The following is a 16,192-nucleotide window of genomic DNA, read 5'->3' as shown; positions in this document are numbered from 1 at the left end:
GGCATGGCCGCTGGACACCCCAGGAGGGTCACCGTCTGTGAAGGAACGTCGGGAGCAGAGCGCGGCCGGTCCCTGGATCACGGACCGGTAAGGGCGCGACGCCCGAATAAGTTCACCCGATTGAGATACAGGGTATCGCCTGTGCCCGCCCAAGTCCAGCGGGCCGCCAGCCGGTCGCTACGACGTTGCGGCACAATAGGCGCCATGCAGCCGGGCCAGCGCGCAATCATCCACGTCGACATGGACGCTTTCTACGCGTCCGTGGAGGAACTGGACGACCCGTCCCTGCTAGGAAAACCCGTCATCGTGGCCGGATTGGGCCGGCGCGGCGTGGTGTCCACGGCCAACTACGAGGCGCGCAAATACGGCGTCCGCTCGGCCATGGCCACCTCGGAGGCCCGCCGGCGCTGCCCTGGCGGCGTCTACATTTTCCCCCGCCACGCGCGTTACCAGGAGATCTCGAACGTGGTCTTCGGGGTATTCGCCGAGGTCACGCCCATGATCGAAGGGCTGTCGCTCGACGAGGCTTTCCTCGACGTCACGGGCAGCCTTCGCCTTTTTTCCTCGATCGAGGCCATCGGCCGCCGGGTGAAGGAGGGTATCCGCGAGCGCACGGGCCTGAATGCCTCCGTGGGCATGGCGCATAACAAGCTCCTGGCCAAGCTGGCCAGCGAGTTGTCCAAGCCGAACGGCTTCCTGCGCATCGCGCCGGACGAGGTGCGCGGCTACCTCGATCCGCTTCCTGTCGGCCGCATGTGGACGGTGGGGAAGGTGGCCGAGGAGTCCCTGCAGAAGGTCGGCATCCGCACCATCGGCGACCTGGTCCGGGCCGATGCCTGGCGACTGAACAAGGCGGTGGGGGAGCGCCACGCCGCCCAGCTGCGAGAGCTATGCCGCGGCGAGGATCGCCGGCCGGTGGTCACCGACGCGCCCGAGGTCTCCATCGGCTCCGAATGGACCTTCGAGTACGACGTCGAGGAACTGCCCATCGCCGAGGCCTGGCTGTTGCGCCAATGTGAACGCGTGGGTGCGCGGGCAAGGGCACGCGGGCTGGATGCGCGTACGGTCTCGGTGAAATTGCGTGAACCCCCCTTCCTGACCCACAGCCGGCAGGCACAGTTGCCCGTTCCCGGCAATGCGACGGCCGATATCCATGCCGTGGCACGACGCTTGCTTCAGGTTTGGTGGAGCCAGCACCCCCGGCCACGGCTTCGCCTGCTTGGCGTGACGCTGTCGGGTTTCGATGCCCGGCACGGCGACGAGCAGCAGGACATGTTCGCGGCGCCGGCGCCGGACAAGCGTTCCGACGGTGTGCAGGACCTCATCAACGGGCGCTTCGGTGCCGGGGCCCTGGTTCGCGCGGGAGTGCTCAAGACCCGCGGCAGCGAGTGAGTGCGGCAGGATGGCGGATGGAACCTCGGACTGCGCTAATGTGTCCGTTTGTGACACGGAACGTAAGTGAACGAGGTGCGGTCATGTCGGTCGCCACGGACAAGGACGCAATATCGGGATGGGTGGAGAAGCTGATGTCGGATGACAAGGAAGACTCGCAGACGCGCTATCGCCATGCGCGCATGAGGGTACAGACCGCGGTGTTGATGAGCCGCGGCGGCGAGGCGCACCCGACGGATCTGGTCGATATATCGGCCACGGGCGCCCTCCTGCGCCGTCCGCCCGGTTGGCGCGGCGAACCAGGGCAGACCTGGATACTGGACATGATCTTCGGCCACGACCTGCACATCCACCTGGAAGCTTCGGTGGCCCGCGTATCCGCGCGGCAGATCGGCATGGAATACACCCTCATCCCCGAGGACAAGCAGGCCTCGCTCTGGGAGTTGCTGGGTGGTTACGCGGACACGCTAGAGGCCTGGCAGGACGACTGAGAACCGGGTGTGGTAGCCATCCTGATTGGAACCGACTTGGTGGGAGCCGACCCTGTCGGCGATGGGTGCTTGCCGTAAACGGGCCCGCTGCCGCGGGATCGCCGACAGAGTCGGCTCCCACAGGACGCGGCTCCCCACAAGACGCGGTTCCCCACAAGACGCGGTTCCCCACAAGACGCGGTTCCCCGCAAGGTTCGGCTCCCACCTGAAGCAGCGGTGGCGGGTCTTCTTTCCCTTAAGTGGGGAGGTCTTCTCCCACCTTAAGCGGCAGTGGGGCGGGTCTTCTTCCGTTCCTCGTCGCGAAGTTCGCGGCGGAGGATCTTGCCGACGTTGGTCTTCGGCAGCGCATCGCGGAACTCGATCTGTTTCGGGCGCTTGTAGCCGGTGAGGTTTTCCCGGCAGTACTCCTTCAGCGCCTCGACGGTCAGCGAGGGGTCCTTGCGCACGACGAACAGCTTCACTACCTCGCCCGAATGCTCGTCGTCGATACCGACCGCGGCGACCTCGCCCACGCCCGGGTGGCGCATGACGATGTCCTCGATCTCGTTCGGGTATACGTTGAAACCGGAGACCAGGATCATGTCCTTCTTACGGTCGACGATGAAGGCCTGGCCGGTCTCGTCCATGCGGGCGATGTCACCGGTGCGCAACCAGCCATCCGCGTCGAGTACCTTGGCCGTTTCCTCCGGCTGTTGCCAGTAACCCTTCATCACTTGCGGACCGCGAATGCAGAGTTCACCGACTTCGCCGATCGGAAGAACCTTGCCGTCCTCGTCGCGGATCTGGGCGTCGGTGCCCGGGATGGGATATCCGATGGAGCCGGTGTAGTCCTTGATGTCGACGCGATTGGCGAATGCGACGGGCGAGGTCTCGGTGAGACCGTAGCCCTCGATGATGGGATGGCCGGTGACCTTCTTCCAGCGTTCGGCCACGGCCCGTTGCAGCGCCATGCCGCCAGCCATGGAAAGGTGCAGGTGCGAGAAATCCACCTGGTCGAAGCCTGGTGTGTTCAGCAGGCCGTTGAACAGCGTGTTGACGCCGGTGATGGCCGTGAACTTCGTCTTCTGCAACTCCTTCACGAAGCCACGCATGTCGCGCGGATTGGTGATGAGGTGGTTGAGGCCGCCGAGGCTGGTGAAGATGAGGCAATTCACCGTCAGCGAGAAGATGTGGTACAGCGGTAGCGCCGTGATGACCGTTTCCTCACCTAACGTGGCGTGGCCGGCAACCCACGGGCGGGTCTGCAGCATGTTCGCGACCATGTTGCGATGGGTGAGCATCGCACCCTTCGCCACGCCGGTGGTGCCACCGGTGTACTGCAGGAAGGCGATGTCGTCGTGGCCGATTTCCACCGTGGGCAATGGGTGCGCCTTGCCACGGGCGAGCGCGTCGCGGAAACGCACGGCCTGCGGCAGCTTGAATGGCGGCACTTCCTTGCGCAGTGTCTTCACCACGAAGTTGATGATGTTGCCCTTCGGGAAGCCGACCATGTCGCCGACGGCGGTGGTGATGACATGGCGTACCTGCGTGCCTTCCACGGCCTGTTGCGCCGTGGCGGCGAAATTGTCCAGGACCAGCAGCGCCTGCGCACCCGAGTCTTCCAGTTGGTGATGCAGTTCGCGCGCCGTGTATAGCGGATTCGTGTTTACTACGGTGAGGCCCAGGCGTAGCGCGCCGAACAGGGCGATCGGGTACTGCAGCAGGTTCGGCAGCATGATCGCCAGGCGGTCGCCTTTCTTCAGGCCGAGTTCGCCGGAAAGGTAACCCGCGAAGGCGCGCGAGAGTTCGTCGACCTGGCCGTAGGTCAGGACCTTGCCGAAGTTCGCGAACGCCGGGCGGTCACGAAATTTCTTAAAGGAGTCTTCGAAGACGGCCGCCACGGAGCGGTACGCGTTGACGTCGATGTCGGCGGGAATGCCGGCCGGGTAGTGGTCGAGCCACGGACGCTCAATGCTCATGAATCGGACGAACTCCAGGAAGTGACGGATGCACGGCGCATCGTCATAAGGCCGTGGCATTGGAGCATACGCCCGCGTATAGCGGCAAGCCGCATTGCAGCGCGTTTGATGGGGAGAAAGCACGATGTGGAAAACCGGAACGTTGCTGGTCTTCCTCGCCTTGGCGGGTGTCACGGGGTGCCGGCATGCGCCGGACGAAGAACAGGTGCGCGCGGCGATAACGGCTGCCTCGGAAGGTGCCGAGGCCGGCAAGGCAGGGGATACCGTCGCGGCGTTGACCGACGACTTCGATGGCAATGCGGGCCAGCTCGATCGTACGTCGCTGGCGAACCTCGTCCGCGTCTATGCGCTGCGCGGGCAGAAGGTCCACGTGCTGATGGGGCCGACGGAAGTCGAGAAACGTGGCGAGCGGCTGGTGGCGACATTCACCGTCACCCTGACGGCCGGGGTGGGCGTATTGCCTGATAACGCCGGGGCGTATGTGGTGGAGACGGGCTGGCGGAAGGAAGGGCGCGAGTGGCGGTGTTTCACGGCGAGCTGGAAGCGCGCGTTGTAACCGTATCGCCGACAGGATCGACTCTCACCAAGGCTAGCGAATCGCCGACAGGTTCGGTCCCACCAGGTGCGAAATCCCGGTGGGAGCCGACCCTGTCGGCGATGCTTTTTACGCCGCCTTCGCCAGCTGGCGAAGCACGTACTGCAGGATGCCGCCGTGGCGGAAGAACTCGCGCTCCTTCGGGGTCAGCAGCAACACCTTCACGGTGAACTCCTTGACCGAACCGTCCGGACGCGTGGCCTTGACCGTCGCCGTCTTCGACTCGCCACCGTTCAGGCCGGTGATGTCGAACACTTCATCGCCCTTCAGGCCCAGCGTCTGTGCGTTCTCGCCGTCCTGGAACTGGCAGGGCAGCACGCCCATGCCGACCAGGTTCGAACGGTGGATGCGCTCGAAGCTCTCGGTGATCACCGCCTTGACGCCCAGCAGCAGGGTGCCCTTGGCGGCCCAGTCACGCGACGAGCCCGTGCCGTATTCCTTGCCTGCGAGGACGACCAGCGGGGTACCGTCGGCCTTGTACTTCATGGCGGCGTCGTAGATCGCCATTTCTTCGCCGGTCGGGATGTACTTCGTGTAGCCACCCTCGACGCCGTCGAGCATCAGGTTCTTGATGCGGATGTTGGCGAAGGTGCCGCGCACCATCACGTCGTCGTTGCCGCGACGCGAACCGTAGGAGTTGAAATCCTTCGGCTCCACGCCCCTGGAGATCAGGAAGCGGCCCGCCGGGCTGTCCTTCTTGATCGAGCCGGCCGGCGAGATGTGGTCGGTGGTGATCGAGTCGCCGAAGATGCCCATGGCGCGCGCGCCGTGGATGTCCTCGATGGTGCCGGCCTCGGCGGTCATGCCGTCGAAGTAAGGCGGGTTCTTGATGTAGGTGGAATCGTCCCAGGCGTAGGTCTTGCCATCCGGCGAGGCGATGGCGTTCCAGCGGCTGTCGCCCTTGAAGACGTCGGCGTAGCTGTCCTTGAACATCTGCGGGCTGATCGCCCCGGCGATGGCGTCGGAGACTTCCTGGTTGCTCGGCCAGATGTCCTTGAGGTAGACGGGCTTGCCGTCGCTACCGGTGCCGATGGCGTCCTTGGTCAGGTCGATGTTCAGCGTGCCGGCCAGCGCGTAGGCGACGACCAGCGGCGGCGAGGCCAGGTAGTTCATCTTCACTTCGGGATGCACGCGGCCCTCGAAGTTGCGGTTGCCCGAAAGCACCGAGGCCACGGCGAGATCGCCATCGGCGATGCCCTTGCTGATCTCGACGGGCAGCGGACCGGAGTTGCCGATGCAGGTGGTGCAGCCGTAGCCGACGACATAGAAGCCCACCTTCTCGAGTTCCCCGAGCAGGCCGGTCTTCTTCAGGTATTCGGTCACCACGAGCGAGCCCGGTCCGAGCGAGGGCTTCACCCAGGGCTGCGAGGTGAGACCGCGTGCGGCGGCCTTCTTCGCCACCAGGCCGGCGGCGAGCATGACGGCCGGGTTGGAGGTGTTGGTGCACGAGGTGATCGCGGCGATCACGACCGAGCCGTCGTTGATGCGGAACGACTTGCCGTTCTTCTCCACGAGCACGCCTTCGCCGTCCACGGCGTTGGCTTCGTTGCCGACGGCGGTGCCGCCACCTTCATTGTTGAAGCGGGCCACGTCGCCGTTCTTCGGCTTGCGGTTCGCGGTGAGCGGGCCGACGGCGTCGAGGAAGCTGTCCTTGACCGACTCCAGCAACACTCGGTCCTGCGGACGCTTCGGGCCGGCCAGCGACGGGCGAACGTCGGCGAGGTCGAGTTCGAGCGTGGTGGTGAATTCGGCTTCCGGCGTGTTCGCGTCGTGCCACAGGCCTTGCGCCTTGGCGTAGGTCTCGACCAGGGCGATCAGTGCTTCGTCGCGGCCGGACAGGCGCATGTAGTTCAGCGCTTCCTGGTCGATCGGGAAGATGCCGCAGGTGGCGCCGTATTCCGGGGCCATGTTGGCGATCGTCGCGCGATCGGCCAGCGGCAGGTTCTGCAGGCCCGGGCCGAAGAACTCGACGAACTTGCCCACGACGCCTAGCTTGCGCAGCATCTGGGTGACGGTGAGCACGAGATCGGTGGCGGTGACGCCTTCCGACAGCTTGCCCTTCAGGCGGAAACCGACGACCTGCGGGATCAGCATGGACGACGGCTGGCCGAGCATCGCGGCCTCGGCCTCGATGCCGCCCACGCCCCAGCCCAGCACGCCGAGACCGTTGATCATCGTGGTGTGCGAGTCGGTGCCGAAGACGGTGTCGGGATAGGCGAACGATTCACCGTCCACTTCGCTGGTGAAGACGACGCGGGCGAGGTTCTCCAGGTTCACCTGGTGGACGATGCCGGTGCGCGGCGGCACGACCTTGAAGTTGTTGAAGGCCTTCTGGCCCCAGCGCAGGAAGGAGTAGCGCTCCTGGTTGCGCTCGAATTCGATGGCGACGTTCTGCTCGAGCGAGCTTTCCGTGCCGAACGTGTCGACCTGCACCGAGTGGTCGATGACCAATTCGGCCGGCGCCAGCGGATTGATCTTGTCGGGGTCGCCGCCCAGCTTCGTCACGGCATCGCGCATGGCGGCCAGGTCGACCACGCAGGGCACGCCGGTGAAATCCTGCAGCACCACGCGGGCGGGCATGAAGGAGATCTCGGTGTCCGGCTCGGCCTTGGCGTCCCACTTGGCCACGGCCTCGATTTCCTTGGCGGTGACGTTCACGCCGTCTTCCTGGCGGAGCAGGTTCTCCAGCAGGATCTTCATGGAGTAGGGCAGGCGCTTGATGTCGAACGTGTTGCCGAACTTGGCCAGGCTGGCGATGGTGTGGCGCTTGCCGTTGACTTCGATACTGTCTCGGACTGAGAACGAGTCTTTCATGCTGTACTCCTGGCGTGACGTTCTTTAGCTGGGGAGGCCTGGCGGACCCTTGCGGACCGCCAAAGGCGTCGATTATCGCGCAGTCTGCCGCTGGTGTGCGACCGCCGTGAGACCGGCCTCCGGCTAGAATGGCCGTTCGGTAGCGCAGGCCGCGCGAAATCTGGGCGGCGGAAGGATGAGGGCCGGAGCACGTGAGCGCAAACGTATTTGATGGCACGCAGCGTTCGATGATATCGATGGCCTTGTCGTCGGTGTCGCTGCGCGACCTGGCCCTGGTCCAGGCCGTGGCCCGGGAGGGGAGCTTCAACAGCGCCGCCCGTGCCATGTACATCAGCCCTTCCGGCCTGTCGCACCAGGTGCAGAAGGTGGAGCAGGCGCTTGGCGTGCCCTTGTTCGAGCGCGGCGGCCGCCGGGTGGTACCGACCGCCAGCGGGCAGCGCCTGCTCGGCTATATAGAAGAGGTGCTGGCCTCGGCCGAGCACCTCGAGCACGCGGCGCGGGCCGGAGACGTCGCTTTCGGCGGCGAACTGCGGCTGGGCGTGCCCTCCACGCTGGGGCCCTACCTGCTACCCCATTTCATCGAGCCGTTTCCCCAGCGTTTCCCGGGAGCCCGCCTGACGATCTCCGAAGGTAAGCCGCGGGGCTTGCTGCGCCGCTTGCAAGAGGGCGAACTGGACGCCGTGCTGGCGCCGCCGAGCGCGATCGTCACCGGGCTGGAATCCATCCCGCTGTTCTTCGAGCCGTACGAGCTGATGCTGCATACGGGGCACCCGTTGGCCGGACGCATGTCTATCGCCCTGACCGAACTGGATGCGGCGGACGCCACGCTGATGGCCGAGAGTCATGGGAATGGCGTGTCGGATCTCGGCATGAGCGGTTCGGCACGGCCCGAGCGCATCCAGGACCTGAGCATCGAAAGCCTTGCCACGCTGGTCGCGCTGCGGGGTGGCTACACGCTGGTGCCGATCCTCGCGCACGAGCGCTTGGGTTCCATACCGAATGTGGTGTTGGCGGCCGTGGAAGGCGCGCGGCCGGGGCGGCATATCTCGCTGTTCTGGCGTAACGCCACGCCTTGGCGGGAGGATTTGGCGCGATTCGGCGACTTGCTGCGGGCGCTGGCGGAGGCGATTCCCGGGTTGGACGCGGCGGCTTCGTAGCCTGATCAGCCGCCGTCGTCCAGCGTGGAGCCGGTCAGCAGGCCGCGGGCCAGCATCGCGCATTGCTTGCGGTAGATCAGCAGGTGCCATTGGCGGCCGCCGATCTGGTTCCACAGCACCGCCGAGCGCACGGCCGCCAGCAAGGCCGCCCGTACCTTGTCCACGTTCGCCTTCTGCTGCAGGTGCGATGGCGTGCCGGTGACCATGACGCGGGGCTTCAGCGTCGACAATGTCGAGGTGTACACCTCGGCCAGTCTCGCCGCGACGTTCGGGTGGCCGATGCCGAAGTGCTCGACCTGGCGCTGCGTGCCGACGATGCCCTCGCGCAGGCGATCGAGCAGGCCGCGGTTGCGCGACAGCGAGCGCTCGAGGCGCAGGACGGTGATCGCCATGCGCATCACCGCCACGTCGCGGGTCTGGTCTTCGAACTGGGCGACCAGTGTGCGCAGCCCCTTCCTCACTCCAGACACGCCGCCATAGACGGATGCCACCGAATCGGCGTCGATACGGAACACGCTGGCAAGACTGGCCTCGAAGGCCGCCTCGTCGCACCGCCCTTCGGTAGCCAGCTGCTGCGCGAGGGCGACACCCTGGAAAACCCCGGCAAGGGCGAGGACGCGTTCTTCATTCATGCGAAAAGCTCGGGAAAGGTGAGGGGAGTGGGCGGGCTCACGCCAGGCCACCGTAGGGCGCGTCGGTCGCGGCGATCACCGCGCCACCCAGGCAGACCTCGCCGTCGTACAGGACGACCGATTGCCCGGGCGTCACTGCGCGCTGCGGCTCGTCGAACGATACATGCAAGGTATTGCCACGGACCTCCACGTGGCAGTCCTGGTCGGACTGGCGATAACGGGTCTTCGCGGTGCAGCGGAACGACAGCGCGGGGGGCTCGCCGGCCACCCAGGTGATGTCGGTGGCGGTCAGGCGATTCGATTGCAGCCAACGGTTTTCGCCACCTTGCGCCACGACCAGCGTATTCGTGGCGACATCCTTGCCGACGACGTACCAGGGTTCGTTGGGCGCATCCGCGCGCCCGCCGATGCCCAGGCCGTTGCGCTGGCCAAGGGTGTAGTACATCACGCCCTGATGCTCGCCGATGACCCGGCCTTCGGGGTCGATCATCGGACCGGGCCTGGCCGGCAGGTACTGGGCGAGAAAGGCGCGGAAGTCGCGCTCGCCAATGAAGCAGATGCCGGTGGAGTCCTTCTTCGCATGCGTCGGCAGGGCGGCCTCGCGGGCCATCTCGCGTACCCGCGGCTTTTCGATCTCGCCTACCGGGAACAAGGTGGCGGCGAGCTGCTTCTGGCCGAGCGCATGCAGGAAATAACTCTGGTCCTTGGCGGCGTCGACGGCCCGGAGAAGGCGGTAACGGCCATCGCGGAAGTCCACGCGCGCGTAATGACCCGTCGCGATCTTTTCCGCGCCAAGGGCCTGCGCATGCTCCAGGAACGTCTTGAACTTGATTTCGCGGTTGCAGAGGACATCCGGATTGGGCGTACGTCCGGCGGCATATTCGGCCAGGAAGTACTCGAACACGCCGTCCCAGTACTCGCCCGCGAAGTTCCGGGCATGGAACGGGATGCCGAGGCGGCCGCACACGGCCACGGCGTCCTTGCGGTCGTCGTCGGTGGTGCAGGGGCCGGAGCGGTCGTCTTCCTCCCAGTTCTGCATGAACATGCCCTCGACCTCGTGCCCCGCCTGCTGGAGCAGGAGGGCGGCCACCGAGGAGTCCACGCCGCCGGAGACGCCGAGGATCACTTTCACCCGGACACCTCCGGCAAGAGGCTCGACACCGTATCCAGGGGTAGCCGGCGGCCATCCAGCCAGGCATCGATCGTCTGCAGGATCAATGGGGTGCGCAGGCGTGCGCCCAGTGCCTCGACTTCGTCGCGACGCAGCCACAGTGCGCGTCGCACCCCGGTGTCGAGCGGCCGATCGGGGTCGTGCGAGGTGACATGGCCGGCGAAGGCGAAACGCAGCACTTGCTCGCCGTGCTCGGGATTCACCCACTGCCAGGCACCGATGAAGCTGTCGAGGGCGACGCCGTAGCCGGTCTCCTCGAGTGTTTCGCGCACGGCGGCCGCCTGCAGGGTCTCGCCGGGATCCAGGTGGCCCGCGGGCTGGTTGTAGGCGAGTTCGCCGGCGACCTCCTCCTCGACGACGAGGTACCGATCGCCACGCGTGACCACGCAAGCCACCGTTACCCGGGGGCACCACACGTTTTCGGCGGAAGAAGAAGTCGGCGGCATCGGCTTAATGAGATAGGTGGCTCTGGAAAAAGGCATATTGTGCCATTACCTGTGGGAATCGACCCGGAAAGCGGGCCGGATTCCGGTGTATAAACAATTCGCGTATCGAAGGCTCCGAACTGAATGTCCCACGAACACGAACACGACCAGGAAAGTGAGCGCGGGCACGGCCTCGCCATCGAGACCTCCCGCCCCGAAACCGCCAGGCCGCCGCTGTTCCAGGTCGTCCTGCTGAACGATGACTTCACGCCGATGGATTTCGTGATCGAGGTATTGCGCAGTTTCTTCGGCATGGACCAGGAGCGGGCGGTGCAGGTAATGCTTCATGTACACACGCGAGGGAAGGGCGTCTGCGGCGTGTTCACCCGAGAGGTGGCAGAAACGAAGGTGACCCAGGTCAACGAATACTCACGGTCTCATCAGCACCCGCTCTTGTGCACTATGGAAAAGATGTAGCCGATCCCCCATCTGGAGTTCATGCGGCATTGACAAGGGGCTGGTTCCCCGCCGCCCACAGCTATCGGAGACGGTCCGTATGTTCAGCAAGGATCTAGAAGTCACCATCGGGCACTGCTACAAGCAGGCTCGTGAGCAGCGCCACGAATTCATGACCGTGGAGCACCTGCTGCTTGCCCTGACGGAAAACACCTCCGCCCTGGCCGCCTTGCGCGCCTGTGGCGTCGACCTGCCGCGCCTGGCGGCGGATCTCCAGCGGATCATCGCCGAGACGGTACCGGTGCTGCCGGCCGGCGACGAGCGCGATACCCAGCCCACCCTGGGCTTCCAGCGCGTGCTCCAGCGCGCGGTCTACCACGTGCAGTCTTCCGGTCGTAAGGAAGTCACCGGCGCCAACGTGCTCGTGGCCATTTTCGGCGAGAAGGACTCCCATGCCGTGTATTTCCTGCACCAGCAGGAAATTACGCGCCTGGACGTGGTCAATTACATCTCGCACGGCATCGCCAAGATCGGCGATGAATCGGCCGCCGCGGCGCCGAACGCCGAGCGTGACGGCGAGGAGGGCGGCGAAGGCAAGGGCAATCCGCTCAACGAATACGCCGCCAACCTGAACGAACTGGCCATCCAGGGCAAGATCGACCCCCTGATCGGTCGCCAGGACGAAGTGGAGCGCACCATCCAGGTGCTCTGCCGCCGCCGCAAGAACAACCCCCTCTACGTGGGTGACGCGGGCGTGGGCAAGACGGCCCTGGCCGAGGGCCTGGCCAAGCGCATCGTCGAGGGTCAGGTGCCGGAAGTGCTGGAAGATTGCACCATCTGGTCGTTGGACCTCGGTGCGCTGGTGGCCGGCACCAAGTACCGCGGCGACTTCGAAAAGCGCCTGAAGGCGGTCATCGCCCAGCTGAAGAAGCAGCCGAACGCCATCCTGTTCATCGACGAAATCCACACCATCATCGGTGCCGGTTCGGCGTCCGGTGGCACCATGGACGCCTCGAACCTGATCAAGCCCATGCTGGCGTCGGGTGAGCTGCGTTGCATCGGTTCCACCACGTTCCAGGAATTCCGTGGCGTCTTCGAGAAGGATCGCGCCCTGGCTCGTCGTTTCCAGAAGATCGACGTGGTCGAGCCCACCGTGGCCGATTCGATCGAGATCCTGCGCGGCCTGAAGAGCCGGTTCGAAGAGCACCACTCGGTGGAGTACACCGGTGAGGCCCTGCGTGCGGCCGTGGATCTTTCGGTCAAGCACATCCCGGACCGCCTGCTGCCGGACAAGGCCATCGACGTGATCGACGAGGCTGGCGCCCGTCAGCGCCTGCTGCCGGAGGAAGAGCGTACCGGCAAGATCGACGTGCCCGAGATCGAGTACATCATCGCCAAGATGGCGCGCATCCCGGCCAAGCAGGTCTCGGCCTCGGATCGCGACGTGCTGCGTAATCTGGAGCGCAACCTGAAGATGGTGGTCTTCGGCCAGGATGCCGCCATCGAAGCCCTGGCGTCCTCGATCAAGATGGCGCGGTCGGGCCTGGGCGATCCGTCCAAGCCGATCGGCAGTTTCCTGCTCGCCGGCCCTACGGGCGTCGGCAAGACGGAAGTGACCAAGCAGCTCGCCATGCAGCTGGGTATCGAGATGGTCCGCTTCGACATGTCCGAGTACATGGAAGCGCATTCGGTGTCGCGCCTGGTCGGCGCGCCCCCGGGCTACGTCGGTTTCGATCAGGGCGGCCTGCTCACCGAGCAGATCACCAAGCATCCACACTGCGTGCTGCTGCTGGACGAGATCGAGAAGGCCCATCCGGACGTCTACAACATCCTGCTCCAGGTCATGGATCGCGGTGTGCTGACGGATACCAACGGTCGCGAGGCGAACTTCAAGAACGTGATCATCGTGATGACCACGAACGCGGGTGCGCAGCTGGCTTCGCGCCGTGGCATCGGCTTCGTGAAGCAGAACCACGCGCCCGATGCCATGGAGACCATCCGTCGCATGTTCACGCCTGAGTTCCGCAACCGCCTGGACGCGGTGATCCAGTTCAACGCGCTGGACTTCGACCACATCCTTCGCGTGGTGGACAAGTTCCTCATCGAACTGGAAACGCAGCTGTCGGAGAAGAAGGTGAGCGTGGATGTCGCGCCGGAAGCCCGCCGCTGGTTGGCGGAGCATGGCTTCGACCCGCAGATGGGTGCACGCCCGATGGCCCGTGTGATCCAGGACAAGGTCAAGCGCGCGCTGGCGGACGAACTGCTCTTCGGCAAGCTGGCCGAGGGCGGCAAGGTCACCCTGTCGGTGGAAGGCGACGAGCTGCACGTGGAGACGGAGTCGGCCGAGCCGGCCACGGTTCCCGCGTAAACAAAGGGCGGGGTCTTGCGACCCCGCATCAACAAAAAAAGCCGCGGCCATGCCGCGGCTTTTTCATGTCCCGATGAGGCCGGCGCGTGGCGCCCTTACTTCATGCGGTACGTGATGCGTCCCTTGGTCAGGTCGTAGGGGGTCATTTCGACCTTCACCTTGTCGCCCGTGAGGATACGGATGTAGTGCTTGCGCATGCGGCCGGAGATATGGGCGGTAATGACGTGCCCGTTCTCGAGCTGCACGCGGAACATGGTGTTGGGCAAGGTCTCCTGGACCGTACCTTCCATTTCGATGACGTCGTCTTTTGCCATGTGTTCCGGGTCGGCGTGAACGGCCGGAATGGCCGCATAAGTCCCTTAGTATGCCATAGCAGGCCGGTTCAGGCCACCCAAGCCTGACTGCCTCCGGGCCATCAGCCGAACTGCTCGTCCAGCTTCCTGCGGATTTCGTCCTCGATGGTGCCGCGCAGCGGCGAGAGCAGCATGCCGAGCTCGGCCGTGACGTGTACCTCGCTGGCCGTGACCGCGATCGCGCCCTTCACCCCCGAGCGGGCGAAGGTGAGCGTATCGCCCTGCCAGGTGCCCTCGGTGCCGAACTTCTCGCTCATGCGCGCGGCCACTTTGTCGACGACGGCGCGGGCTCCCTCGATGGTCGTCCCGTGGGGGCGGCGGATGTCGATCTTCGCCATCGTGGATGTCCTCGCGAGTGAAAGCGGGGAGTTTAACAGGCGTTCCTACCTGAAGGCAGCGACGCCTTTGCGTTCAATCAGATACCGCACTCTGCTAAAGTCGCGTCGTCAACGTCCCGGTTCTTCCATGCGCATCGAATTCGTCAGCTCGGCTCGCGGTGATTTCCACTGGTCACGGCCCGTGCTGACCATCGGCCGTGCCGACGATAACGACCTCGTCGTGTCCGAAGCCCAGGTCGCCGCCCGCCATGTCACCCTGCATCGCGACCGTCGCGGCCTGGTGCTTGAAGTGGCCCCCGATACCGGGCGCGTCTATGTCAATGCGCGCCCCGTGCGCGAGCGCGCCCTGTTGCGGCCAGGCGACAGCCTGTCGTTGGGCGACTGCCGCATGCTGATCCGCGACGATGCGGACCTGGAGGCGCGGGAGGTACTGGAACCCACCGAATCGCGTTGCACCGTGGCGCTGCGGCCCGTGGCCGGGCCGCTGTCGGGCCGGGTGATACCCGTGGGCGACCGCCTCGAACTCGGCGCCAGCCATGGGGCGATGCCGCTCGAATTGCCCGGTAACGACGCGGCCTTGCTGGTCCTTGCATGGGATGGCGGCGAGCTTGTCCTGGATGCGTCCCGCGTGCCTGCGCGGCATGCCGTGCGGGTGAATGGGGTGAAGGTGGTCCGCACCTCCTTGCAGCCCGGCGACCAGTTGGGTGTCGCCTCGCACCGCTTTGTCGTCGATGGTCCGGGCTGGGCCGCGGAGCCGAAGGTGGTCATGCCGGAGCCGGAACCCGAACCGCTTCCTGAAGATGCCGCGGGTCCGCGTGGCGACGTATGGTGGTTGATCCTCACCGCCGCGGTGCTCGCGCTCGGCATCGCATTGGTCTTGTTCGTCCAGTTCTGAACGGCCCCGCGGACGGCATAATGGCCGTTCCCCCCGGCCGAGAGAATCATGTGAGCAGAGTCTGGAATTTCAGTGCGGGTCCCGCGGCGTTGCCGGAAGCGGTGCTGCAACGCGCACAGGCGGAAATGCTCGACTGGAACGGATCGGGCGCCTCCGTCATGGAACTGTCCCACCGCGGCAAGCGCTTCATGGAGCTGGCCGCCGACGCAGAGCGCCGGCTGCGTGGACTGTTGTCCGTACCCACGGGGTACAAAGTACTGTTCCTGCAAGGCGGTGCGACCCAGCACTTCGCGCAAATCCCGATGAACCTCGCGCCCGAAGGTGGCAGCGCGGACTACATCGTGACCGGCCACTGGAGCGAGAAAGCCGTGCGCGAGGCCTCGCCCTATATCGAGGCGCGCGTGGCCGGCAGTTCGGCATCGGTGAATTTCGTCGACGTGCCGCCGCGCGACACATGGACGTTGAACCCCGACGCGGCTTATGTGCATTACACGCCGAACGAAACCATCCAGGGTGTCGAGTTCCACGACATCCCCGACGTGGGCCAGGTGCCGCTGGTGGCCGACATGTCGTCGAACATCCTGTCCGGCCCCCTGGATGTGTCGCGATTCGGCCTGATCTATGCCGGCGCGCAGAAAAACATCGGTCCGTCGGGCCTCGTGGTGATGATTGTGCGCGACGAGTTGCTGGCGCGCCCGGGCCGGCCGATGGCGAAGATCTTCCGCTATGCGGAGCACGCCGCGAACGATTCCATGCTCAATACACCCAACACCTGGGGCTGGTATCTGGCCGGCCTCACCTTCGAGTGGCTGGAGCAGCAGGGCGGCCTCGCGGCGATGGGCGAGCGGAATGCGCGGAAGGCGAAGACCTTGTACGACGCCATCGACGGTTCGGGCGGCTTCTATCGCAGTCCTGTCGCAGTGCACGCGCGCTCGCGCATGAACCTGCCATTCACCCTGCACGACGCATCGCTGGACGCCTCCTTCCTTGCGGAATCGGAAGCGGAAGGCCTGCTGGCACTGAAAGGTCACAAGGCCGTGGGCGGCATGCGCGCGTCGCTGTACAACGCGGTGCCGCAAGCGGCGGTGGACGCCCTCGTGCAATTCATGCGGGACTTTGCAACGCGGCACGGTTAAAGTCGGAGGTC

15 protein-coding genes are annotated in these 16,192 nt (G+C 65.4%); 8 read left to right on the top strand and 7 right to left on the bottom strand.

Features of this window, described 5'->3' with window-relative positions; all coding sequences use genetic code 11:
* The first annotated feature begins 204 nt into the window (after positions 1-204).
* Positions 205-1,392: a DNA polymerase IV gene (gene dinB, locus ACN9M2_RS12880; protein ID WP_426285104.1), complete on the top strand. Its 1,188-nt coding sequence runs from the start codon at positions 205-207 to the stop codon at positions 1,390-1,392.
* 134 nt (positions 1,393-1,526) lie between these two features.
* The gene (locus ACN9M2_RS12875; protein ID WP_426287921.1) at positions 1,527-1,883 is read left to right on the top strand and encodes a PilZ domain-containing protein; all 357 of its coding nucleotides are present in this window, start codon (positions 1,527-1,529) and stop codon (positions 1,881-1,883) included.
* 260 nt (positions 1,884-2,143) lie between these two features.
* Here the strand turns inward: ACN9M2_RS12875 and ACN9M2_RS12870 are convergent, their stop codons facing one another.
* On the bottom strand, positions 2,144-3,841 hold the full coding sequence (locus tag ACN9M2_RS12870; protein ID WP_426285103.1) for an AMP-binding protein: 1,698 nt from the start codon (positions 3,839-3,841) through the stop codon (positions 2,144-2,146).
* 124 nt (positions 3,842-3,965) lie between these two features.
* Between ACN9M2_RS12870 and ACN9M2_RS12865 the strand changes: the two genes are divergently transcribed.
* Positions 3,966-4,397: a hypothetical protein gene (locus tag ACN9M2_RS12865; protein WP_426285102.1), complete on the top strand. Its 432-nt coding sequence runs from the start codon at positions 3,966-3,968 to the stop codon at positions 4,395-4,397.
* 108 nt (positions 4,398-4,505) lie between these two features.
* Here the strand turns inward: ACN9M2_RS12865 and acnA are convergent, their stop codons facing one another.
* Positions 4,506-7,250 carry an aconitate hydratase AcnA gene (gene acnA / locus ACN9M2_RS12860; protein WP_426285101.1) on the bottom strand — a complete coding sequence of 915 codons (2,745 nt, stop codon included), beginning with the start codon at positions 7,248-7,250 and terminating at the stop codon, positions 4,506-4,508.
* A gap of 227 nt (positions 7,251-7,477) precedes the next feature.
* On the opposite strand from acnA, the gene ACN9M2_RS12855 reads away from it, so the two are divergent.
* Positions 7,478-8,407: a LysR family transcriptional regulator gene (locus ACN9M2_RS12855; RefSeq protein ID WP_426285100.1), complete on the top strand. Its 930-nt coding sequence runs from the start codon at positions 7,478-7,480 to the stop codon at positions 8,405-8,407.
* A 5-nt stretch (positions 8,408-8,412) separates the two neighbouring features.
* Here the strand turns inward: ACN9M2_RS12855 and hflD are convergent, their stop codons facing one another.
* The 3 genes from hflD to ACN9M2_RS12840 are packed head-to-tail and all read right to left on the bottom strand — an operon-like array spanning position 8,413 to position 10,656.
* On the bottom strand, positions 8,413-9,039 hold the full coding sequence (gene hflD, locus ACN9M2_RS12850) for a high frequency lysogenization protein HflD (RefSeq protein ID WP_371023257.1): 627 nt from the start codon (positions 9,037-9,039) through the stop codon (positions 8,413-8,415).
* A gap of 37 nt (positions 9,040-9,076) precedes the next feature.
* Entirely contained in the window at positions 9,077-10,171 is a 1,095-nt protein-coding gene (gene mnmA, locus ACN9M2_RS12845; protein WP_426285099.1) for a tRNA 2-thiouridine(34) synthase MnmA, read from the bottom strand.
* Positions 10,168-10,656, bottom strand: a complete 489-nt coding sequence (locus tag ACN9M2_RS12840; RefSeq protein ID WP_426287920.1) for an NUDIX hydrolase — start codon at positions 10,654-10,656, stop codon at positions 10,168-10,170. The genes mnmA and ACN9M2_RS12840 overlap by 4 nt, the downstream gene beginning before the upstream one ends.
* 123 nt (positions 10,657-10,779) lie before the next feature.
* On the opposite strand from ACN9M2_RS12840, the gene clpS reads away from it, so the two are divergent.
* Both clpS and clpA read left to right on the top strand, forming a co-directional pair.
* Positions 10,780-11,112: an ATP-dependent Clp protease adapter ClpS gene (gene clpS / locus ACN9M2_RS12835; protein ID WP_306850467.1), complete on the top strand. Its 333-nt coding sequence runs from the start codon at positions 10,780-10,782 to the stop codon at positions 11,110-11,112.
* Between the two features lie 79 nt (positions 11,113-11,191).
* On the top strand, positions 11,192-13,459 hold the full coding sequence (gene clpA, locus ACN9M2_RS12830; protein ID WP_426285098.1) for an ATP-dependent Clp protease ATP-binding subunit ClpA: 2,268 nt from the start codon (positions 11,192-11,194) through the stop codon (positions 13,457-13,459).
* 95 nt (positions 13,460-13,554) lie between these two features.
* Here clpA and infA read toward each other — a convergent pair whose 3' ends face one another.
* Positions 13,555-13,773, bottom strand: coding sequence for a translation initiation factor IF-1 (gene infA / locus ACN9M2_RS12825; protein WP_019466733.1), 219 nt, complete (start codon positions 13,771-13,773; stop codon positions 13,555-13,557).
* Positions 13,774-13,874: 101 nt separating this feature from the next.
* The gene (locus tag ACN9M2_RS12820; RefSeq protein ID WP_306850469.1) at positions 13,875-14,150 is read right to left on the bottom strand and encodes a polyhydroxyalkanoic acid system family protein; all 276 of its coding nucleotides are present in this window, start codon (positions 14,148-14,150) and stop codon (positions 13,875-13,877) included.
* A 127-nt stretch (positions 14,151-14,277) separates the two neighbouring features.
* On the opposite strand from ACN9M2_RS12820, the gene ACN9M2_RS12815 reads away from it, so the two are divergent.
* On the top strand, positions 14,278-15,045 hold the full coding sequence (locus ACN9M2_RS12815; protein ID WP_426285097.1) for an FHA domain-containing protein: 768 nt from the start codon (positions 14,278-14,280) through the stop codon (positions 15,043-15,045).
* A 50-nt stretch (positions 15,046-15,095) separates the two neighbouring features.
* Entirely contained in the window at positions 15,096-16,181 is a 1,086-nt protein-coding gene (gene serC, locus ACN9M2_RS12810) for a 3-phosphoserine/phosphohydroxythreonine transaminase (protein ID WP_426285096.1), read from the top strand.
* Positions 16,182-16,192 lie beyond the last annotated feature (11 nt).

It is taken from the genome of Luteibacter sp. E-22, assembly GCF_049913125.1.
Classification (GTDB): domain Bacteria; phylum Pseudomonadota; class Gammaproteobacteria; order Xanthomonadales; family Rhodanobacteraceae; genus Luteibacter.
This window is presented reverse-complemented; position numbering and strand designations above follow the sequence as displayed.

Bases quoted from the DNA above. Each gene is read 5' to 3' on its own strand.
- ACN9M2_RS12865 (WP_426285102.1), top strand. From the start codon at position 3,966: ATGTGGAAAACCGGAACGTTGCTGGTCTTCCTCGCCTTGGCGGGTGTC.
- ACN9M2_RS12875 (WP_426287921.1), top strand. From the start codon at position 1,527: ATGTCGGATGACAAGGAAGACTCGCAGACGCGCTATCGCCATGCGCGC.
- ACN9M2_RS12840 (WP_426287920.1), bottom strand. From the start codon at position 10,656: ATGCCGCCGACTTCTTCTTCCGCCGAAAACGTGTGGTGCCCCCGGGTA.
- ACN9M2_RS12815 (WP_426285097.1), top strand. From the start codon at position 14,278: ATGCGCATCGAATTCGTCAGCTCGGCTCGCGGTGATTTCCACTGGTCA.
- clpS (WP_306850467.1), top strand. From the start codon at position 10,780: ATGTCCCACGAACACGAACACGACCAGGAAAGTGAGCGCGGGCACGGC.
- ACN9M2_RS12820 (WP_306850469.1), bottom strand. From the start codon at position 14,150: ATGGCGAAGATCGACATCCGCCGCCCCCACGGGACGACCATCGAGGGA.
- ACN9M2_RS12870 (WP_426285103.1), bottom strand. From the start codon at position 3,841: ATGAGCATTGAGCGTCCGTGGCTCGACCACTACCCGGCCGGCATTCCC.
- acnA (WP_426285101.1), bottom strand. From the start codon at position 7,250: ATGAAAGACTCGTTCTCAGTCCGAGACAGTATCGAAGTCAACGGCAAG.
- dinB (WP_426285104.1), top strand. From the start codon at position 205: ATGCAGCCGGGCCAGCGCGCAATCATCCACGTCGACATGGACGCTTTC.
- hflD (WP_371023257.1), bottom strand. From the start codon at position 9,039: ATGAATGAAGAACGCGTCCTCGCCCTTGCCGGGGTTTTCCAGGGTGTC.
- infA (WP_019466733.1), bottom strand. From the start codon at position 13,773: ATGGCAAAAGACGACGTCATCGAAATGGAAGGTACGGTCCAGGAGACC.
- ACN9M2_RS12855 (WP_426285100.1), top strand. From the start codon at position 7,478: ATGATATCGATGGCCTTGTCGTCGGTGTCGCTGCGCGACCTGGCCCTG.
- clpA (WP_426285098.1), top strand. From the start codon at position 11,192: ATGTTCAGCAAGGATCTAGAAGTCACCATCGGGCACTGCTACAAGCAG.